Source organism: Hyalangium minutum (assembly GCF_000737315.1).
Taxonomy (GTDB): domain Bacteria; phylum Myxococcota; class Myxococcia; order Myxococcales; family Myxococcaceae; genus Hyalangium; species Hyalangium minutum.
Map to the genome: position 1 here is coordinate 1 of NZ_JMCB01000020.1, position 19,296 is coordinate 19,296.

The 19,296-nt window shown below is 67.7% G+C and carries 17 protein-coding genes and 1 pseudogene; 11 read left to right on the top strand and 7 right to left on the bottom strand.

The annotated features are described in order from the left end of the window. On the bottom strand, positions 1-406 hold a 406-nt coding region (locus tag DB31_RS36465), incomplete at its 3' end, for an IS5 family transposase (protein WP_044197140.1). A 104-nt stretch (positions 407-510) separates the two neighbouring features. Between DB31_RS36465 and DB31_RS36470 the strand changes: the two are divergent. Then, positions 511-849: pseudogene (locus tag DB31_RS36470) on the top strand (DUF5953 family protein); the annotation flags it as partial. A 39-nt stretch (positions 850-888) separates the two neighbouring features. Beyond that, entirely contained in the window at positions 889-3,072 is a 2,184-nt protein-coding gene (locus DB31_RS45580; RefSeq protein ID WP_052420537.1) for a sensor histidine kinase, read from the top strand. Here DB31_RS45580 and lgt read toward each other — a convergent pair whose 3' ends face one another. The 3 genes from lgt to DB31_RS36495 form a co-directional block, all read right to left on the bottom strand. After that, positions 3,073-4,029 (bottom strand): prolipoprotein diacylglyceryl transferase, encoded by a 957-nt coding sequence (lgt, locus tag DB31_RS36485; RefSeq protein WP_157232348.1) that lies wholly within the window; start codon positions 4,027-4,029, stop codon positions 3,073-3,075. 99 nt (positions 4,030-4,128) lie between these two features. Continuing rightward, positions 4,129-4,512, bottom strand: coding sequence for a hypothetical protein (locus tag DB31_RS36490; protein ID WP_044196848.1), 384 nt, complete (start codon positions 4,510-4,512; stop codon positions 4,129-4,131). A 54-nt stretch (positions 4,513-4,566) separates the two neighbouring features. After that, positions 4,567-4,800, bottom strand: coding sequence for a hypothetical protein (locus DB31_RS36495; RefSeq protein ID WP_044196850.1), 234 nt, complete (start codon positions 4,798-4,800; stop codon positions 4,567-4,569). A gap of 209 nt (positions 4,801-5,009) precedes the next feature. Between DB31_RS36495 and trxA the strand changes: the two genes are divergently transcribed. The 3 genes from trxA to DB31_RS36510 are packed head-to-tail and all read left to right on the top strand — an operon-like array spanning position 5,010 to position 6,939. Next, positions 5,010-5,336 (top strand): thioredoxin, encoded by a 327-nt coding sequence (gene trxA, locus DB31_RS36500; RefSeq protein WP_044196851.1) that lies wholly within the window; start codon positions 5,010-5,012, stop codon positions 5,334-5,336. 20 nt (positions 5,337-5,356) lie between these two features. Then, on the top strand, positions 5,357-5,704 hold the full coding sequence (locus tag DB31_RS36505) for a BP74-related protein (RefSeq protein ID WP_044196853.1): 348 nt from the start codon (positions 5,357-5,359) through the stop codon (positions 5,702-5,704). Positions 5,705-5,742: 38 nt separating this feature from the next. Next, the gene (locus tag DB31_RS36510) at positions 5,743-6,939 is read left to right on the top strand and encodes an alpha/beta fold hydrolase (protein WP_044196856.1); all 1,197 of its coding nucleotides are present in this window, start codon (positions 5,743-5,745) and stop codon (positions 6,937-6,939) included. 2 nt (positions 6,940-6,941) lie between these two features. Here the strand turns inward: DB31_RS36510 and DB31_RS36515 are convergent, their stop codons facing one another. After that, positions 6,942-8,195 (bottom strand): GAF domain-containing sensor histidine kinase, encoded by a 1,254-nt coding sequence (locus tag DB31_RS36515; protein WP_044196858.1) that lies wholly within the window; start codon positions 8,193-8,195, stop codon positions 6,942-6,944. Positions 8,196-8,501: 306 nt separating this feature from the next. Between DB31_RS36515 and DB31_RS36525 the strand changes: the two genes are divergently transcribed. The 6 genes from DB31_RS36525 to DB31_RS36550 all read left to right on the top strand — a co-directional run bounded on the left by DB31_RS36525 (position 8,502) and on the right by DB31_RS36550 (position 16,961). Continuing rightward, positions 8,502-9,119 (top strand): response regulator transcription factor, encoded by a 618-nt coding sequence (locus tag DB31_RS36525; protein WP_044196862.1) that lies wholly within the window; start codon positions 8,502-8,504, stop codon positions 9,117-9,119. Between the two features lie 164 nt (positions 9,120-9,283). Continuing rightward, positions 9,284-11,932 carry a serine/threonine-protein kinase gene (locus tag DB31_RS36530; protein ID WP_075306406.1) on the top strand — a complete coding sequence of 883 codons (2,649 nt, stop codon included), beginning with the start codon at positions 9,284-9,286 and terminating at the stop codon, positions 11,930-11,932. Positions 11,933-11,939: 7 nt separating this feature from the next. After that, on the top strand, positions 11,940-12,800 hold the full coding sequence (locus DB31_RS36535) for a hypothetical protein (protein WP_157232349.1): 861 nt from the start codon (positions 11,940-11,942) through the stop codon (positions 12,798-12,800). A gap of 102 nt (positions 12,801-12,902) precedes the next feature. Then, positions 12,903-14,813 (top strand): carboxypeptidase regulatory-like domain-containing protein, encoded by a 1,911-nt coding sequence (locus DB31_RS36540; RefSeq protein ID WP_169787143.1) that lies wholly within the window; start codon positions 12,903-12,905, stop codon positions 14,811-14,813. Between the two features lie 181 nt (positions 14,814-14,994). Next, positions 14,995-16,377: a DsbA family protein gene (locus tag DB31_RS36545; RefSeq protein WP_240487069.1), complete on the top strand. Its 1,383-nt coding sequence runs from the start codon at positions 14,995-14,997 to the stop codon at positions 16,375-16,377. Positions 16,378-16,451: 74 nt separating this feature from the next. Further along, on the top strand, positions 16,452-16,961 hold the full coding sequence (locus DB31_RS36550) for a hypothetical protein (protein WP_044196868.1): 510 nt from the start codon (positions 16,452-16,454) through the stop codon (positions 16,959-16,961). Positions 16,962-17,058: 97 nt separating this feature from the next. Here DB31_RS36550 and DB31_RS36555 read toward each other — a convergent pair whose 3' ends face one another. Both DB31_RS36555 and DB31_RS36560 read right to left on the bottom strand, forming a co-directional pair. Beyond that, the gene (locus DB31_RS36555; protein ID WP_044196870.1) at positions 17,059-18,267 is read right to left on the bottom strand and encodes a Rossmann-fold NAD(P)-binding domain-containing protein; all 1,209 of its coding nucleotides are present in this window, start codon (positions 18,265-18,267) and stop codon (positions 17,059-17,061) included. Positions 18,268-18,305: 38 nt separating this feature from the next. Further along, positions 18,306-19,256 (bottom strand): hypothetical protein, encoded by a 951-nt coding sequence (locus DB31_RS36560; RefSeq protein WP_044196871.1) that lies wholly within the window; start codon positions 19,254-19,256, stop codon positions 18,306-18,308. Between the last annotated feature and the right edge of the window lie 40 nt (positions 19,257-19,296).

Sequence of the window (19,296 nt, forward strand, 5' to 3'; positions counted from 1 at the left end):
GAACTCCGCGCCCATCGGTCAGCAGACTCCTCTTGGTGCCCGTCTTGGCGCGGTCGGTCGGGTTGGGGCCGGTCTTCTGCCCTCCCAGCGGGGCCTTGGTCATCGCCCCGTCCACGCTCATCCACTGCCAGTCGATGCCCACCAGAGCGTCGTATGCCTCCAACCCCAGGCGCCAGAACTCCAAGAACACTCCGGCCGTCAGCCACTCGCGGAACCTGCGGTAGGCCGAGGACGGGTGGCAGATGCCGGTGGCTTTCAACGCGTGCCACTGCATCCCCGTGCGCAGCACCAGCAGGATGGCTTCCATGGCGGACCGGTCCGGCACTCTCGGGTTATGGCACCCCAGTGGATGCGGCGGCCTGGGCGGCAGCAGGGGCTCTATCTTGGCCCACAGCTCCTCTGGCATCCTTCAGCCGTCATCTCTCTTCGCTATTCCCACTCGAATCTTCCTCCTTCACCTTGTAACCCATCAGGTAGGGTCTTTTCTTCCCTACCGAGATAGGCACTAAGGTGGACATTGCGTATCAGACAGCACCCACGCTGCAAGGGCCGCCGTCCCCACGCCGGGGGCTGCCTGCCCTGAAACTCCCCCCGCACATTCGCTCACCCGAGATTCCCTCTTACCTCGGGTGGCTGAACTACTGGTCGGCTGCTGCCGCAAAAGCCATCGGGTTCCCAGACCCGGCCCGAGACGCTGAGCTGCTCTCGCGGGCGCGGCGCACGCCATCGGGCGGGTGGGTTGTGCCGCTCACGGCTGCGCCGCTCGATCTCGACAACCCCGTCCACCTGGACGCGCTGAAGCGGGCCTATGAGCGCTTCCCGGAGATCGGCGGGCGCTCGGCACTGTGACCGGGCAGCTCGGCTGTTAGAGTCTCGCGGATGCGTGGGGTGGGGGTCCTGTTCGCGTTGCTGCTGTCCACTTCACTCGCTGCGTCCGAGCGGGTGAAGACGGTGCTCGTGTTCGTGCCGGAGGACGGCATGGTGCCGTCCATCGCGGATTTCACCCGAAGCTTCCATCTGACGATGCTCGGCGAGCGCCAGAAGCCCGTCACCGTCAACATCGAGTACCTGGACATGGGCTGGTTCCAGGGCGCGGACTACGATCGAGCCCTGCACGAGTTCTACCGCTCCAAATACCGGGAGCAGCGTCCCGAGGCCCTCGTCGTCTTCGCGGATGCGTGCCCCTTCGTGCTCAAGCTGCAGCAGGAGCTGTGGCCGCAGGTGCCGCTGCTCGCCGTCCTCAATGACAAGCCGCTGGTGGAGGCCCTGCCCGAGAGTGCCTTCATCCGAGGAAACTGGGCGGACCTCGACGTCCCGGGGACCGTGAGGATGGCCCTGCGGCTCCTGCCCAGCACCCGCCGCGTCGCCCTTGTCCTGGGCTCCAGCCAGCGAGAGCTCGCGGCCTGGGACTTCGTTGAGAGCGAGGTCCGAGGGGCCGCGCCGGACCGGGAATTCATTGGGCTGAGGGGGTTGACCCTGGAGCAGTTGCGCCAGCGGGTGCACACGCTCCCCGAGGACACCGTGGTCATCCTGGTGGGCTTCATGCAGGACGCCCAGGGCCAGAGTCTCGTGGGCCGGGATGTGTTGACGCAGCTGCACGCGGAGGGAAGCCCCCCCATCTTCAGCGTCCACAAGACGATGCTGGGCAGCGGAATCGTCGGAGGCGCGCTGCTGGACTACGAACTGCTAGGCCAGCAGGCCGCGAAGCGCACCCTCCAGCTGCTCAAAGGGGCGCCGCTGTCGAGCCTGCCCACCGGCGCCTTCGACACAAACCTGGTCGCCTTCGATGACCGGGAGCTGCAGCGCTGGCACATTCCCGACAGCCGGTTACCTCCAGGCGGCCGGGTGTTCTTTCGCGAGCCAGGCCTATGGGAGCGCTACCGGTGGCAGGTGACGGTGGCCGTGGGAGCGGGGCTGTTACAGGCGGTGCTCATCCTGGTGCTGCTGGTGGAGCGGAGGCTGCGCAGGGTGGCGCAGCGGCTGAACGCGGCGGTGCTGGACTCGCTGCCGGGCTCGGTGGCCATTCTGGACAGGAATGGGGTGGTGCTCAGAGCCACACCCGCACCGGAGCGGCCCGAGAGCTTGGGCGGACTGCCCGCCGGAAAGCTGCTGGCGCCAGGGGCCGCGTACCTGGAGGCCTTCCGCGAGGCGGCGCGTTCAGGGCACCCCGAGGTGGAGGGGGTGGCCTCGCTGCTGCAAGACGTGCTCGCGGGCCGGGCCAGCGAGGGAGCCCTGGAGTTCCGAGGCTTCGCGCCGGACCGCTGGCTGGAGCTGCGTGCCCGGCGGCTGGATTTGCCCGAGGGAGGAGCGGTGGCGGCGCTGGTGGACGTGACGGCGCGGCGCAGGGCGGAGCTGGAGGCCCGGCAAGCGCGAGACGAGCGAGCGCACCTGGAGCGAGTGTCGGCGGTGGGGGAGCTGGGGGTATCCATCGCGCACGAGCTGAACCAGCCGCTGGCGGCCATCCTCACCAATGCGGAGACCGCGCAGCGTCTGTTGCAGCGCTCACCCACGGACATGGGGCTGCTGCGGGAGATGCTCCAGGACATCATCGCCGACGACAAGCGGGCCGGAGAGGTCATCCGGCACATGCGGGCGCTGCTGAAGAAGGAAGGTGCGGCGGAGGGCACGCACGATCTCAACGAGCTGGTGGGACAGGTGGTGCGCCTGGTGGGCAATGACGCGCAGCTGCGCGGTGCGGTGCTCTCGTTGCGGCTGGCGGACACAGCCTTGCGGGTGAGAGGGGACGGGGTTCAACTGCAGCAGGTGGTGCTCAACCTGATCATCAACGCGCTGGATGCGGTGGGCCCATGCCCGCCCGGGGAACGGCAGGTGTGGGTGCGCACCCAACGGACGGACGGGCACGTGGAGCTGGCCGTGGAGGACACGGGCGTGGGCTTGAGCCCGGAGGTCCAGAAACGTCTGTTCGAGCCATTCTTCACCACCAAGCCAACGGGGCTGGGCATGGGGCTGTCCATCAGCCGCTCCATCCTTGAGGTGCATCAGGGCCGGTTGCAGGCGGAGTCTCGGCCGGGACGCGGCACTGTGTTCCGCTGCTCCCTGCCCGCTGCGTGATCAGGAGACTGTCACGGGTGTGTACACGCGCGAGGCGGCACGGCTCAGCCCCAGCAGTCCCACGCCCGCCAGCAGCAAGGGGATGCACAGCCACTGCTCCAGGGTCAGTCCCAGCTGGAGGGGATCGCCCAGGGAGGGCTCGCGGAAGAAATCCACGCCCAGCCGTAGGACGCCATAGCCCAGGAGAAACACGCCGCTGAGGACTCCCTCCGCCAGCGAGCGCATGCGCTGCCGCAGCGCGAAGAGCACGCAGAACAGCACGGCGCCCTCCAAGAGCGCGGCATAGAGCGCCCAGGGGTGGCGGGGGTTGAGGATGCGGACCAGCTCGTTCATCAGATCCGGGTTGATGTGGGCCAAATCCATGATGGCGCCGTGGTGGGCTGGCAGCTCTTCCGCGGCCATCTCGGTGGGCAATGCGGGCGTGAATGCGGGCAGATGGACCTCGAGCGGAAAGCGCAGGGCCCAGGGGACGGAGGTGGTGCGTCCAAATGCCTCACCCGTCATGAAGTCGGCCAGCCGGCCCAGCAGCATTCCCAATGGCGCCACCACCGCCAGGTGATCTGTCAGGTTCAGGAAGGACACGTGATGCTTTCGCGCTTGGAACGCGGTGAAGACAATCAAGCCCAGCAGCCCACCGAAGAACGAGGCCTGATTCACGTTCATCTTCAGCAGGAGCGACAGATCCCCGGAGACGTGGGGCCAGTCATAGAGGAAGGCGTACCCCAGCCGGCCGCCCGCGAGCACGCCCAGCAGGGCCCCGAAGATGACGAACTCGGGGAGCTCGCGCCGCTGGAGGGCCAGCTGTCCTCGGGCGGAGAAGCGGCGCAGCAGCCACAGGGCCAAGGCAAAGCTTGCCAGATAGGCCAGCCCATGCCACCGAAAGGTGAACACGTCTTGGCCACCCTCCTGGTAGCGGTAGACGTTGGCGGGCAGATCGAGAAGAGGGAAGGTGGACATGGCGCGAACCGGGAGGCTGAGGGGAGACACGAACCACGAGGGCGTATGCAAAGTCAGATACGCCCTCGCGGCTCATTTCACGGCTGGAAGACCAGTGGACTAGTTGAAGTCCGCGGGGTTGATCGACGTGGGTTGCTTACCCACGATCTTCCTGAACTCGAGGACGTAGGCGCCATTCGAGTCCTTCGAGATTCTCTGGTACCGCAGCCCGTCCAGCTTGCCCTCGTCGACCAGCTTGTTCCAGTCGTTGCCATGCACGCGGATGGTCGCCACCGGCGCGCAGCAGTTGTACTTCACGTCCTTGGTGATGACACCCGAGGACCAGGTAATGGTCGCGCAACTCTGCTCGTAGGCGCCCAAGGCCACGGTCGCGCCGCCCTGGTTGAGGGTCTGGAAGCAAGCGGGCTCAGAGGTCTGGCCCACGGCGGTGCCCTGCATGAGGCAGAGACCCACCACGGCGGCTGCACCAATGTACTTTTTCATGTCTTGGTTTCCCTGAGAGGTAGATGAATGAAAGAAGAGATGCTGTGAGAAGGGTTACAGCTCCACCGGCTTGGTGGACTCTTTCCCCTTCACTTCTTGCTGCTTCTCCTTCTCCTCGCTGCCCGGCTTGACGTCGCGCTTCTCGACGGGCAGCGGCTTGGAAGCCTCGGGGGCCTTGGTCTGCGCCGGAGCCTTGGAGGTATCCTTGGCAGGAGGCGTGGCCGGCTTATCGGCGGCCAAGGCAGACAGGGAGAGGCAGAGCAACGAGGCGCTCAACATTTTCTTCATGCGGTGACGCTCCTTGGGGTTGAGGAGCCCGCGTTCTGCCAGTTCACCCTCTCTTGGGACCAGTTGGATCTTTGTTGAATTGACAGGCGAACGCCAAAGTGCCTTCAGCCGAGTCTCGCGCCATGCCCAGGCACAGTCTGAGTTCACTGTCAATTCAACAAAGATCTGAATGGGCTTGCTCCGAGGCGCGGCTTATTGAGTCGCCTCGCATGAGCGACAAGGTCATTCACGTCTCGGAGAAGAATTTCGATGCGGCCGTGCTGGAGCAGGAGGGCCCGGTCCTGGTCGATTTCTGGGCGGATTGGTGCGGGCCCTGTCACAGGCTGGCTCCCATCCTGGAAGAGGTCGCCAGCACGTACGCAGGCAGATTGACCATCGCCTTGCTGAACATCGAAGAGAACCGCGCCATCGCTCAGGAAGAGGGTGTCCGGCGCATCCCAACGCTGCTGCTGTTCAGGCGGGGGGAAGTGGTCGCGGTCAAAGAGGGCGTACCGTCTCCAGCGCAGTTGAGCGAGTTCCTGGAGCCCCACCTGTAGTCACACAGAGGAGATACACAATGGCAGAGACTGTCTATTTCACGTTCATGCAGCGGCCGGGTCAGGAGTTCATCTTCGCGTTGACCGACCCTGCGAGGATTCAGCAGGCCCGCGATATCCTGTCTGGGAAGGAGACGATGGCGGTCCATGTCATGGGCCGAATCGTGAAGCGCCAGGCGCCCTACAACCCCAGGTGGTCTTACCATTTGGATCCCGCCACGATCGCCTTCTTCCCCATGGCCATTGAAGTGTGTGATGCCAACATGGGGTACGTCGAGGAGCACCTGGACGAGGCCTGTGGTGCTTTCCTCCCGGGCTGCCACTGGTGTCCGTGGGATTCCAAGCTGGTGAGGGAAGTCACGCCCTGATCTTTGAAAGACTTGCATCCACGAATCGGGAGCATGACATGGGAAAGACGACAGGGACTGCGCAGTTCGCCGATGCGCCACCCGGAGATGATTTCTACACGCCGCCCAGCCCTCTCTTGGGGACGCACGGTGATGTGATCTGGAGGCGGCCGCTCAGTGGGATTGCCGCGCTGAAGGCGGCGGGCACCAACGAGCTGGTGCTCTACCGCTCGGACGCGGCCGACGGAGCGCCGATCGCGGTCTCGGGGATCATCGCGCTGCCGAAGACACCGGCACCCGCGGGGGGCTACCCCGTGGTCAGCTGGGCACACGGAACGCTGGGCCTCGGTGACAAGTGGGCGCCGTCTCGGGACTCGGAGGCCATCGCCGCCGAGCAGCCAGAGCATCACGCCATCAACCAGGCCCCCCATGTCCTGCTCAACGCGCTGCTGGAGCAGGGCTTCGCCGTGGTGATGACGGACTTCGAGGGGATGGGGACGCCGGGGTCTCATCCCTACCTGCTCGGCGTCTCCGAGGCGCGTGGCGTGCTCGACATCGTGCGCGCCGCGCGGCAGCTGTACCCGGAGATCTCGAACCGGTTCGTGATCGCCGGACACTCCCAGGGCGGTCAGGGGGCGCTGTTCGCGGCGCACCTCGCCGCGAGCTGGACACCGGAGCTTCAGTTGCACGGGGTCGCGGCGCTCGCGCCGGCGTCACACGTCACGGACATCCTCCTCGAGGGCAGCCGCTACCCCAAAGAGTTCCCAGGCTTCGCCTTCACTCCGCTCCTGCTGACCGGCGCGATTGTAGGCGCCAAGGCAAGCGGCCGTCCGATCGACCCGCGGAAGATCCTCACCGACAGGGCGTTTGCGTTGTTCGAGGTCTCCGGCGACAAATGCCGTGTCGAGCTCAGCGATGACAAGCTCTGGGGGGGCATCCCCGGCACCGAGCAGTTCCGAGGGAATCTGACCGACGAGCCCAACGAGGATCAGAAGGAGTTCCTGCGTCAGCTCGACCTCACCAACCCCGCGCTCACCATCCCCTGTCCGATTCGTATCTCGCATGCCCAGCCGGACCCACGCATCGCCATCGCCGACAGCCACAAGCTTGTCGAGGAGCTGACGGGGCTCCGTAACGACATCACGTATCGAATCTACCGCGAGGTGGCTGACCACTTGGTGGGCCCTCACTTCGGCGTCATCGCCACGGATACGCCCGCCCTCTCCGCCTGGGTCCGGCTGCAGCTGGGCAGCTGAACTCAGTGCACAGCCCCTTGAGACGGGGCGAGGGGGAGCGTGACGGTGAAGCAAGTCCCGTTCTGGTACGAGCTCGTGACCGTCACCTTCCCTCCGTGCGCTTCAGCAAAGCCTCTGACCAGGAGCAACCCCAGTCCCCATCCCTTGTGGCCGCTGTCCGTCGCGGACCTCGAGCGGTGAAATGGCTCGAAGATGGTCTGCAACTCGCCCTCGGGGATCGGGTTGCCTTGATTCTTCACCCGAAGCGCCACGGTGTCCTGGCTCCGATCGAGCAACACTTCGATGGGAGTCTCCGGTGCTCCGTACTTTGCCGCGTTCGACGCCAGGTTCTCGATGATCCGGCGGAGCCCGTTCGGGTCCGCGAACATCGGGATCGAGCCTTCCGACTTCAGGACGAAGCGATCCCGATGAACCTCCGCGAGCTCCTGGAGTGTCTCAGCCGTGAGCTCCTGGAGGTCGCAGGCGCTCTGCTTCAGCGACACCAGCTTTCCTGCTCGGATGGTGCTCGCATCCAGCAAGTCCTGGATCATGCGCTCCGCGCGGTCCAGACTTTGGGAGACGCGCGTCACCGCCGTCTGGACGGTAGGCAGCTCCGCGTGGCGTCTCCCGAGCAGCTGCAGCTGCAGCTTGGATGACGTCATGGGCGTGCGCAGATCATGGGTCAGCGCCGCGACGAAGGTCTCCCGGAGACGCTGCTCGGCTTTCAGCTTTTGGATCTGCTCGCGGAGGTGGATCTCCGTCATGATGGAAGCGGTCAGCTCTTTCATGACCGTGAGATCCTGCTCGGTCCACTCGCGCACCTTGGGTTCGATGGCGCAGAAGGTCCCCAGCACGTGTCCGTCAGGGTTGATCAACGGAAGCACGATGATGGCAACGATTCCCCAGGGGCCGGTCGACGGGTGGATTCTCAGGAAGGGGTCGGCCAAAGCGTTCGACGAGATGATCGACTCGCCCTCGAGCGTGTAGCGGCAAAGAGAGGCATCGATCGGGAGCGTTCGAGTCTCCTTGAACGGCGAGGGGAGGCCGAAATCCGCTTTGAAGAACTGTCTGTCAGCATCCACCAGGGAAAAGATGGTCAACGGAACATGCAGGAGCTGGGCTGCCAGGCGCGCCAGCCGATCAAAGGCTTCTTCACGAGGCGTGTCCATCAGCCCCGTGTCCTGGATCGCCTGCAGACGGTTGGGGTCGACAAGGCGCACGTTGCACGTCTGCGTCCGCTGGGTTGCTACTGGATCGAGTTCGCCCAAGAACTTCATGCTGGGACCTTAACCGATGGCAGGGGCTCACTCAGCAGGTAAGCTGCCAGGCCTCAGCCTCGTTGCCCACTGAACGTGGGGCACCTCTTCGAGGGCTTCACGGGCTTCGTAGGGGGCACCGAGCGCCGCAAGGCCCGCTCGAAGCTCCGCCTCCAGGGCCGCTGCCGAAGGGTCGTGGTCCTCCGCGTGGCGCTGGAGCAGCTGGCGGAGGATGGAGCGCAGCGGCTCGGTGATTGGATCTTTGTTGAATTGACAAGCGACGGGGCTTGGTAGAGGGCCGGTCCGGCCTGTGATACGGAATACCCCATGACCTCAGCGCGCTCCACGCTGCTCGTGGTGGACGACGACCCTTCGGTCCTTCGCAGCCTCGAGCGCATGTTCCAGGTGGAAGGGTATGCCGTGGAGTGCTTTGCCCATCCGCGCCAATTGCTGGCACGGGGAGCAGGCTCTGGGCCCCTGTGCGTGGTGATGGACCTGCGCATGCCGGAGCTCAACGGGCTGGAGCTTCAGGAGGAGCTTCACCGGCAGGGCTTCCGGCACCCCATCATCTTCATCAGCGGGCACGGGGACATCCCCGCCGCCGTGAAGGCCATGAAGGCCGGGGCCGTGGATTTTCTGCCCAAGCCGTTCAGCTCCGCGGACCTGCTGGCTGCCGTGGAGCGCGCACTGGCCCAGGAGCGCGAGGCCATGGCTCGGGCCCAGGAGCACGAAGTCCTGCGGGCCCGGTTCTCCGCGCTGTCCCCTCGCGAGTGGCAGATCTGCCAGTTCGTGGCGCAAGGGCTGCTCAACAAGCAGATCGCCGCTGAGCTCGGCACTGCCGAGCAGACAGTCCGTCTTCAGCGCAGCCGTGTCATGGAGAAGCTGGCCGTGGGCTCGGTGGCGGAGTTGGTGCGGCTCCTGGAGCAGCTCAACTCACGGGCCTGACCGGTCGCCAAACCTACGGTTTCTACTGAGAAACGGTATTCCCGTCAATTCAACACAAACTCTATATCCAGGCTCGGTTGAGTTCTTTACGCTGAGTGCGTGTTGCCCCTCTCCGAAGTACGCCGTCCCTGCTGCGTGAGCCAGCGCTGCTCCCGAGTTCCGTGATGACGAAGGACTGGCCCAGTGCGGCAGAGACCGACTTGACGTTGGTGAGGGGGGAAGGCCGCGAACCGGCCGCGCGCAGCAGGAGGATTCCTCCGTCCCTCACCATCCGGTTCCAGGAACTCCAGTTTGCCGGCGAAGGCGCAATGGGGACGGTCTACCGGGCGGTGGATCCCCAGCTAGGGCGCCCCATCGCGCTCAAGCTCCTCAAGAGCGATGATCCGGTGCTCTGCCGGAGGTTCATCGCCGAGGCGCGGGCCCAAGCCCGTATCGAGCACGAGCACGTGTGCTCCGTCTATGAGGCCGGGCTGGCGGAGGGTGAGCCCTACATCGTGATGCAGTACATCGACGGCGAGCCGCTGTCGCGCGTGCGTGAGCGCATGACGCTCGAGCAGCAGGTGAAGCTGCTCCAGGAGGTCTCCCTGGCCGTGCACGAGGCTCACCGGCTGGGGATGATTCACCGCGACCTCAAGCCGGGGAACATCCTCGTGGAGCAGCGCGAGGACGGCACCTGGAAGCCGTATGTCGTGGACTTCGGTTTGGCGCGCGAGGTCGCCGAGCAGGGGCATACCCAGACGGGGGAAGTGCTCGGAACGCCCGCGTATATGTCGCCCGAGCAGGCCAATGGGGACGTGCGCCAGCTGGACCGCCGCTCGGACGTGTACTCGCTGGGGGCCACGCTGTACGACGTCATCGCTGGGCGGCCTCCCTTCGTCTCGGAAGTCCCTTGGAAGCTGCTGTTGATGGCGTCGATGGAGGATCCGCCACCGCTGGGGCAGGTGAAGCCGGGGGTGCCGAAGGACCTCGAGACCCTCGTGATGAAGTGTCTGGAGCGGGAGCCGGTACGTCGCTACGACTCGGCTCGGGCGCTCGCGGAGGATCTGCGACGCGTCCTGGACGGCGATCCCATCCTCGCGAGGCAGGCCTCCTGGCGGGAGCGGCTCTGGAAGAAGGCCCGCAGGCACAAGCTGCTCACGGTGAGCTTGATGGCGCTGGGACTCTCGGCGCTCGGGCTCGGCGTGGTGTGGGTGGAGGCGGAGCGGCACGCGGCGAAGCAGGCGCGGCTCGCCCGGGAGTTGGGCGAGAGCGTGAAGGAGATGGAGCTGTTCCTGCGCACGGCGTACGGACTGCCCCTGCATGACGTGGAGCGGGAGCGGGACATGGTGCGCGCCCGGCTCGAGGAGATCGCCGTGCACATGCGCGCCTCGGGCGAGGCCGGCCTCGGGCCCGGCCACCACGCACTGGGCCTGGGACAGTTCGCGCTCGGTGAGCCTGGGCAGGCCCGCGAGCACTTGGAGCAGGCGCTGGCGGCCGGCTACACGTCGGCGAGCCTCGAGTATGCGCTGGGGCGGGCACTCGGAGAGCTGTACCGGCGCGCGCTGGAGGACACCCGGCGCATCAGCTCCCCGGAGGAGCGGAGGAAGAAGGTGGCGCAGCTGGACCAGGAGCTGCGCGAGCCCGCGCTCCGCCACCTGCGGGCGGCGATGGGGGAGAGGCTCGAGGTGCCCGAGTATGTGGAGGGGCTGATCGCGCTGTACGAGGGCCACCACGAGGTGGCGATCGCCCGGGCCAAGGCCGCCTTCGCCAAGGCGCCCTGGATGTACGAGCTGAAGAAGCTCGAGGGGGATGCGCTGTTCGCCGAGGGCAGCAAGTACCGGCATGACGCGGCGTTCGACTACGAGAAGATGAAGGGTTACTTCGAGCGGGCCGCGCAGGCCTACCAGGTGGCGTCGGAGATGGGCCGCAGCGATCCCTCCCTCCACCGGGCCGAGTGCGAGCTCTGGGAGAAGATGGGGTGGGCGGACTTCTCGCGGGGCCTGCCGCCCGGCCCGTCCTTCAATGCGGCCGAGGCGGCGTGCAGCCGCGCGGTGCGCTCGAGCTCGAGGGAGGGCGGAGCCTTGGTGCAGCGCGCCCTCGTGCTCCTGGCACAAGTGCACGTGCTGAGCGGCAAGTTCTCGGAGCACATGCTGCCCCTGGTGGACGAGGCGCTCTCGGTGGCGGAGGCGGGCAGGCGCGCGCGCCCCCAGGATGTCATGGCCCACTATGCGCTGGCCCAGGCCCTCTTTCTTCGGACCCGGCTCCTGTACGCGCTGGAGCGCGAGGCCTCCATAGAGCCCGCCATTCAGGCGTACCAGCAAGTCCTCGAGCTGGAGCCGGGCTTCACCTGGGCGCACAACGAGCTGGGCGAGGCCTACCTGTGTGAGGCCCGGAGAACCCTGGAACTGGGACAGGAGGCCACAGCGTTGCTGGACAAGGCCGTCCGCGAGTACGAGCAGGCCCTGGCGATCGATCCCTCGTTCGCGCTGCCCGTGGGGGGCTTGCTGGATGCGGCGACGGCCCGGCTTACGGCGGCAGTCGCTCAAAAGCGCGAAGCACCTGAGGCGCTCCAGGCCTTCTCCCAGGCGCTGGCGCGGCTGGAGCAGAGTGGCGCCGGCCCCCAGATTGTCGCGCTGTGGAAGGCGCGCGGGCACCGGCTCCTCGCCCACCATGACTTCGTGCTGGGCCGGGATCCCCGCCCGTCCCTGGCGCGCGCCTTCGAGGTGCTCCGCGCCGCGGATGGAGACCCGCCGAAAGCCCCCTGGCTGTTCAAGGAGTGGCGGCTCATCCAGGAGTTCCAGCAACAGATGCAGACGTCACCCCTTGAAAAATGAGATTCCCATGCCGTTGAGATTGATCCGTTTCTCTTTCCTGACGCTCGTCCTGTTTTGCCTCGCCGGCTGCGGGATTTCCGAGGAGGAACTCGAGCAGGAGCCGCGCCTTGCAACCTCCGCGCAGGCTGCGCGCGCGGGCGAGGAGCGCCCTCCGCCCAACGGCCTGAATGGCACGAGTCCCTCCTGCTTCTGGGCCCATGGCACCCAGCAGGCGCTGAGGTCCCTGGGCGCCGTGGCTCTCGACCAGGGCGCGGGAGCGCTTCCCAGCATTCCCTTGAGCCAGGTCTCCCAGTCCTGCCGCGAGGTGCTCCGCTCCGCAGTGGAGTGCGGCCTCACCGTGAACCAGACCGTGCAGGACCCCGTGACGGGCGAGCTCTATCGCGGTTGGTGGGGGTTCGCCCCCTCGTGGCTCAGTGGCGCCCTGGACACGGACGGCCGCCGGTACGTGACGGCGTGCATGGTCCAGCGGCTGAACTACTACGGGGCGACGGTCCCCATCCTCTTCGAGGGCAACCATCCCGCGCTCTCGGCGAGCGTGAACTACAGCTCGCAGTATCCTCTCGAGGAGTCGACGGTCTTTGGCGACCTGTTCTCGTCCACCACCCCGCTGCTGGGCATCCTGCCGGCGTTCAATGTGTACGTGTGCTGGGAGAGCCTGCTGCCCCAGTCGTGTGGCCTGCTGGGGCTGCCCCTGCTCTTCGAGAAGCGGATCTGCGATGACGCACCGCTGTGCGGCCTGATGACGCTGGGGCCGTGCAGCCTGTCGTGCGCGCAGAATGGCTCCTCGTGGCAGTGCAAGCCGGGTCTGCTCTCGCCGTGGTGGACGCAGACGGTGCGGGTGAGGCTGGAGGCGGCCACCTGCCAGTGAGTGCGGTCCGCCACGTGGGGGACTTGTGGCCGCCCATGCGCGCAAGAGGGTGGTTCATCCGGGCTCCCGTGAGCATACAGTCGGGCCATGTTTGGACGTCGCGTGAGGTGGGGACTCGGGGTGCTCGCTGTCGTGGCGGCGGTGCTCGTGCTGTGGGCGCTTCGGGAGCAGGAGCCCGAGAGCCCCAGCGGGGAGCGCTCGTCTCCCAGCGCATGGGTCTCCCCTGAGCGTTCCTCTGCCGCGGAGCCCTCTCCGAAGGCGGCTCCCGCGGCCCCTCCTGTCCCTGTCACGTCGGCGGAGCCGGTTCGCCAGCTCCCTCGCGTCACCGTCGAGCGCAGCGCCTTCTCGCCCGCGGGCGCTTTCTCAGGACGGGTGGTCTCCGCGACGACCGGCGAGGGCCTCCGTGGCGCGGAGGTGACGATCGCGGCTCCCAGCGGCGCGGCCTCCTTGCTGACGGACTCGGAGGGCCGCTTCGAGTTCCGGCCCGCGTACCCCGGCGAGCATCAGGTGGCCGCCATTCGCGCCGAGGGCTTCCTGCCGTTCGCGCCGGAGTGGGGCCGGAGCCCGATCGTGCTGTCCGCGGTCCGCGACGTCCATGTCCGTGAGGTCGTCATCGCGCTGACGCCCACGCCGCAGCTCGTGGGACAGGTCCTCAGTGCATCCGGAGCCCCCGTCTCTGGCGCCACGGTGCGCGTGCTCACCCAGCGCGCGGGAGAGACGGTGCTCTTCCCGCTGAAGGACCGGTTCACCTCGGATGAGCGCGGCGAGTTCCACTTCACCGCCCCCGACGGCGCCGCCGTGGAGGCCCGGCACTCGGCGCATGGTACCGCTCGCGCCAAGGTGAGCGAGGAGACCCTCCGGACCCGGCGGCTCGAGCTCCGGCTCCCCGCGCTCGCTCCGGATGCGCCCCGCACGGAGGCTCGCGTCGAGGGGCGCGTGCTGGCCCCGGATGGGACTGGCGCCTCGGGAGCGCTCGTCTCCGTAGCGTCCGCCAACAGCGTCTATCCCCGCGTGTTCGGCGACAACAATGGGTACCAGGCCGTCGCCGAAGCCGATGGGAGCTTCACCCTCGAAGGACTGGAGCCCGGTGTCTATGACGTCTCGGCGATGGCGGTGGGACTGGCGCCTGCCCGGGCCTTCGATGTGAGCGTGCCCGCGAGCGGGCTCGTGTTGCGGCTCGCGCAGGGGGGCGCGCTCGTGGGGCGCGTGTCCGAGGAGGGGGGTGCTCCCGTGCCCGCCTTCGTCGTGTACGTCCGGAAGCAGCACAGCGCCCTCGAGTGGCTCGGGTTCGCCCAGGCCCGGTTCATCGATGCCGAGGGCCGCTACTCTTTCCGAGGACTCACCCCCGGGCGCTATCTCGTCCAGGTGGTCACCGCGGGCTTCGTTCCCGCCGAGCGCCAGGTCGAAGTCCCCGAGGGCGCCCGCGAGGTGATGGCCGACGTGCTGCTCACGCGCGGCTCCCGGCTCGAGGGCAAGGTCCTCTCCGCCGCCACGCGCGCGCCCATCGCCGGAGCTCGCTTGAGCGTGGAGAGCGGGTTGGCCGCCGATGCGCTCGCGCCCCTGTTCGACGCGGTGAGCGGCGCCGATGGAACCTTTGTCCTGGAGGGCATCCCTGCGAAGGGCGTCTCGATTCTGGTCTCCGCTTCCGGCTACAACGGCCGGCTCGTCGCGGGCGTTCAGCCCACCGCCCCCGCGATCATCGAGCTGACTCCCATCGAGGCCGACGCCGGGCCCAAGGTGGAGTTCGTGGGCATTGGCGCCGTCTTGAAGGCTCGGGGGGACGCCCTGGTGATCGGTGAGGTCATCGCTGGCGGAGGGGCCCAGGCCGCCGGGCTGGTTCCCGGGGATGAGGTGCTCCGCATCGACGGCACCCCGGTCACCGAGCTGGGGTTCGCTGGCTCCATCCAGCGGATCCGCGGTCCTGAGGGCTCCCAGGTGATGCTCCGTGTGCGCAAGGCCGGGCAGACGGGCGAGGCGGACATCCCCGTCCCTCGAAAGAAGATCGGCACGTGAGCGGGTGAAGGGGTGGCACCTACCTGGGAGGCCCTTGGTGGGCCGCTCGGTCCCTTTTCAAGCAAGACCTGAAACCCCGGAGCGGTTCGTGTCACTCTCGCGTAGAGTTCCGGCGTCGTGCGGCCGCGGTATGCCGCGCCTTCCTATCGACAGCATTGCTGGGGTGAACGAAGTGAGTGACGTGAAAGACACGAAGAGTGGCGGCGTAAACGGAGTCACCGCGGGCGTCCTGGGCCTGGTGCTGGGCCTGGTGCTTGGCGTGGGCGTGGGCCGGATGATCTGGACGACGAATAGCGGCTCCGCCGACTCCGCCAAGGCGGGCACCGCGGTGGCCGCGGCCAATCCGCCCGCTCCGGCGGCAGCTCCCGCGCAGCCGCCGCAGCAGCAGCGGCCGGTGCTCTCGCCCACCGTCTTCAAGGTTCCCCTGGAGGAGTCTCCCAGCATGGGCCCCGCGGACGCGCTGGTCACCCTGGTGGAGTTCACCGACTTCCAGTGCCCGTTCTGCTCCCGCGCCAACGCCACCGTGAAGCAGGTCCAGGAGGACTACGGCAACAAGCTGCGCGTCGTCATCAAGCAGCACCCGCTGCCCTTCCACCCGCGCGCCCGCCCCGCGGCCCTCGCGTCGCTGGCGGCCCAGCAGCAGGGCAAGTTCTTCGAGTACCACGACAAGCTCTTCGCCAATCAGCAGTCGCTGGATGACGCCAGCCTGGAGACCTTCGCCAAGGAGGTGGGCTTGGACGTGAAGAAGTGGAAGAAGGATCTGGCCGACCCGAAGCTCGCCGCCATCGTGGATCGGGACTCGGCGCTGGCTGAGTCGCTGGGCGCGCGTGGCACGCCGGGCTTCTTCGTCAACGGCCGCTTCTTCTCCGGCGCCCAGCCCATCGAAGTGTTTCGGGCCGCCATCGACGAGGAGCTGAACAAGGCGCAGATGATGGTGAACGAGGGGATGAAGCCCACGGAGATCTACGCCTCGGTGCTTGCGCACGGCGTGAGCTCGCCGCCGCCGCCGCCCGAGCCGCCCGTGCAGAAGGTGGACGTGGGCACCGCGCCGGCGAAGGGCTCGAGCGACGCCCCGGTGACGCTGGTGGCCTTCTCGGACTTCGAGTGCCCGTTCTGCTCGCGCGCCGCCAACACCGTGAAGCAGATCGAGGAGGAGTACAAGGGCAAGGTGCGCGTGGCCTTCAAGCACCAGCCGCTGCCGCGCCACCCGAACGCGAAGCTCGCCGCCGTGGCCTCCATGGCCGCCCATGAGCAGGGCAAGTTCTGGGAGATGCACGACAAGCTCTTCGCCAACCAGACCGCGCTGGACCGGCCCGCGCTCGAGAAGTACGCGCAGGAGCTCGGCCTGGACATGGGCAAGTTCAAGGCGGTGCTCGACTCCACCAAGTTCGACGAGTACATCGCCAAGGACTCCGCTCAGGGCTCCCAGCTGGGCGCCAGCGGCACGCCGACCTTCTTCATCAACGGCCGCGTCATCGTCGGCGCCAAGCCGCCCGAGGTCTTCCGCCGCGTCATCGACGAGGAGCTGAAGAAGGCGGGCGTGGCCGCCACCGGCACGCCGTAGTCCGCTCCGGCGGGCCCGTAGGACCCGGGGGCTGATCGGCTCGGCCCCCGGTTTTGAGGTAGACTTCGCCGGGCATGGCTCGTCGCAAGAAGCAGCCGGATGAGATGCCCGCGCGCGTGCGCAACCTGATCGCCCTGGACGCCGCGCTGATCATGCGCCGCCTGGGCGCTCGCCGGGACGAGATGTTCGTCCTGTTCTCGCGCCTGCGCAGCCGTGAGCCCATGCTCACCACCATCGCCACCCGCTGGAACAGCGCGACGTTCCATGACCTGGTGCACCTGCCGGAGAGTGAGCAGGCGGTGGTGCACGGCTTCCACGAGCGGCTGGACGAGATGCGCTGGTACTTCACGTACACCGAGGACATGCCCAGCACCGTCCAGCAGACCTTCACCGCCCTGTACCGGCGGCTGGAGGAGGCCTACCGGATCCTGGTGGTGGCGCTGGGGCCGCCGGTGACGCCCGATGTCGCCGTGGTGGTGGAGGCCGAGGCCGTGCGCCAGGAGGAGCCCGCCCCTTCCTCCTCCTCCTCCTCGGAAAAGGCGCTGAGCCGTCCGGTGCGCAAGCGGCACTCGCCGGCCGCCTGACTTCGCTCCCGAGCTCCGAGTGGGCTGTCCGGGAGCGCCCTGCGCGAACCGGTCTACTTGTCAGACAGGTTCGCGGAGGACGCGCGGGAGGGCCGCCTTACTTCCCCTTCTGGGGCTTCTCCGCGGGCCGCCCAGGCGCCGCACCTGGGGCTCCCGCCGGCTGCTGCTCCTGCCGCCACAGGGAGATGAGCGCCTGCTCGCGCTCCGGGGTGAGGCCCGCGCGCGGCTTGGCGCGGCGCTCCTCGGGCAGGCTGTTGAAGTACGCCAGCGTGTCCTTCACGGTGACGGGGCCCGGCCGGAACTTGAGCCCCGCCTTCAGCGCCTTGTCGATGGAGCGCAGGTGGAAGCCCTTCGTCTTCCCGATGGGCGGCGCCCAGATGGGGATGTCTCCCTCTCCGTCCTCGCCGTTCTTCGCGAGGAACTCCGAGGGCACCCACACCAGCTTCGTGTCCGCTTTGCCTGCGGCCTCCTTGCACGCCGCCAGCAGCGCGCCCAGGGTCCACGGCTTCTCCGGGCCCGTGGCGTTGTAGACGCCGGTGAGGTTGTCCTCCATCACCTTCACCAGCCACTCGGCCAAGTCCCTCACATCGATGATCTGCAGCGGATCCTCCGGGCTGCCCGGCGCCAGCATCTCGCCACCCTTCGTGTAGCGCACCGGCCAGTACGTGAAGCGATCCGAGCCATCCTCCGGCCCGACGATGTAGCCGGGGCGTACCAGCGCGGCCCGGTCCGGGAACGCCGCCTCTGCGGCTTCCTCGCACAGCCGCTTCAGGCCGCCAAAGTTCTCGAAGTTCTTCCCCATGGTCTCCACGGTGGGGTCGGCCAGCTTGGCGGTGGGGCCGCTCTCGTCCTCGTGGGGCACATCGTTGTTGGCGAACGCCGAGATGCTGGAGATGTAGACGTACTGCTGGACGTTGGGGGCCAGCAGCTCCGCCGAGGCCTTCACCATGCGCGGGTAGTAGCCCGAGGTGTCCAGCACCGCGTCCCACTTGCGGCCCTCGAGTGCCTTGAGGCCCTCGCCCTTCTTCGGGTCCCGGTCGCCCTGCAGCTTCTCCAGGTTGGGGAACAAGCCGGGGCGCGTCTTGCCGCGGTTGAAGAGCGTCAGCGTGTGGCCGCGCGCCTGCGCCGCGTTGACGAAGGCCGGGCCCAGGAAGCCCGTGCCGCCCAGCACGAGGATCTTCAGCTTCTTCTTCGCGGGAGGCGTGGACTTCTTCTTGTCCGGGCCGGCCAGGGCCTGGGGGCCCAGTGCCAGCAGAGAGGCTGCGGTCAGCGAGTACTGCAGGAACTTCCTGCGGGGAGTGCGCATCAGGGGCTCATGGTTTGGAGGTCCTCAGGGACCCAGGGTCACGCGCGGACGGCCGCGCGGGCGCGGAACAGCGCGACGGCGTACACCATTCCCAGCACGATGAGGCAGAGCACCCCCAGCCCCACGTGGCGGAAGATCAACGTGTCCATGCTCCAGCCGTAGGCGTCCATGAGGGTGGATGGATCGCTCGGGCCCACGCCGACGATGTGGCCGAAGGGAATGGCATCCACGTTGGTGCGGGCGCTCCACCACGTCCGGAAGGCGTCCGTGAAGGCCGCCGCGCCGATGAGGAGAAAGCCCCAGCGCGTCCAGCCCTTCCGCAGGGGATTCTCCGGGGACACGTAGAGGGTGAGCATCAGCGCGGTGCCCAGCACCAGGCAGCCGCCATCGCCTCCAAAGGTGACGAAGGACTGCGCCTTGGCGCGGCCCAGCAGCAGGGTGCCCACGCCCTGGAGCACCAGCAGCGCGAGGCCCCCTCCCATCCACCGGCGGTCGCGCAGCTTCCACCCGCGCCACGCGAGGAACCCGAAGCCCGCCGCCAGCAGGAGCGAGAAGAGGGGAGAGCGGTTCATCGCCACGGGGGTGAGCCACGGGCCCGGGAAGGCGAGGAAGCCACAGAGCCACGCGGTGACGGCGTGCCCCAGCTCGTGGATCCACATGGAGAAGAAGAGGACGAGCAGCTTGTGGCCCATCCCCGTTGCATGGAGCACCCAGGTGACGAGCAGCGCCACGGGAATGGCGAACGTGCGGATCTTCAGCTCCCACGCCGCGTCCTCCGCGGCCTCGTTCCACGTCAGCGTCTCCTGAGGCAGGTGCGCGGGGCGTTCGGGCTCGGGCAGCTCCAGAGGGGCAGGAGGCTCCACGGTGAGCGCCGCCTGGGAGGCACGGGCCTCCGCCTTGGCGTAGTAGACGCCGCACTGAGGGCACTCCGGCCCCCCGCCACGGGGAGCACCGCAGCGGGGGCAACGCGAGGGCAGGGAGCTCTCCATGCGCCCAAGTCTACACGGAGGCGGTTCGAGGCACCTTCGC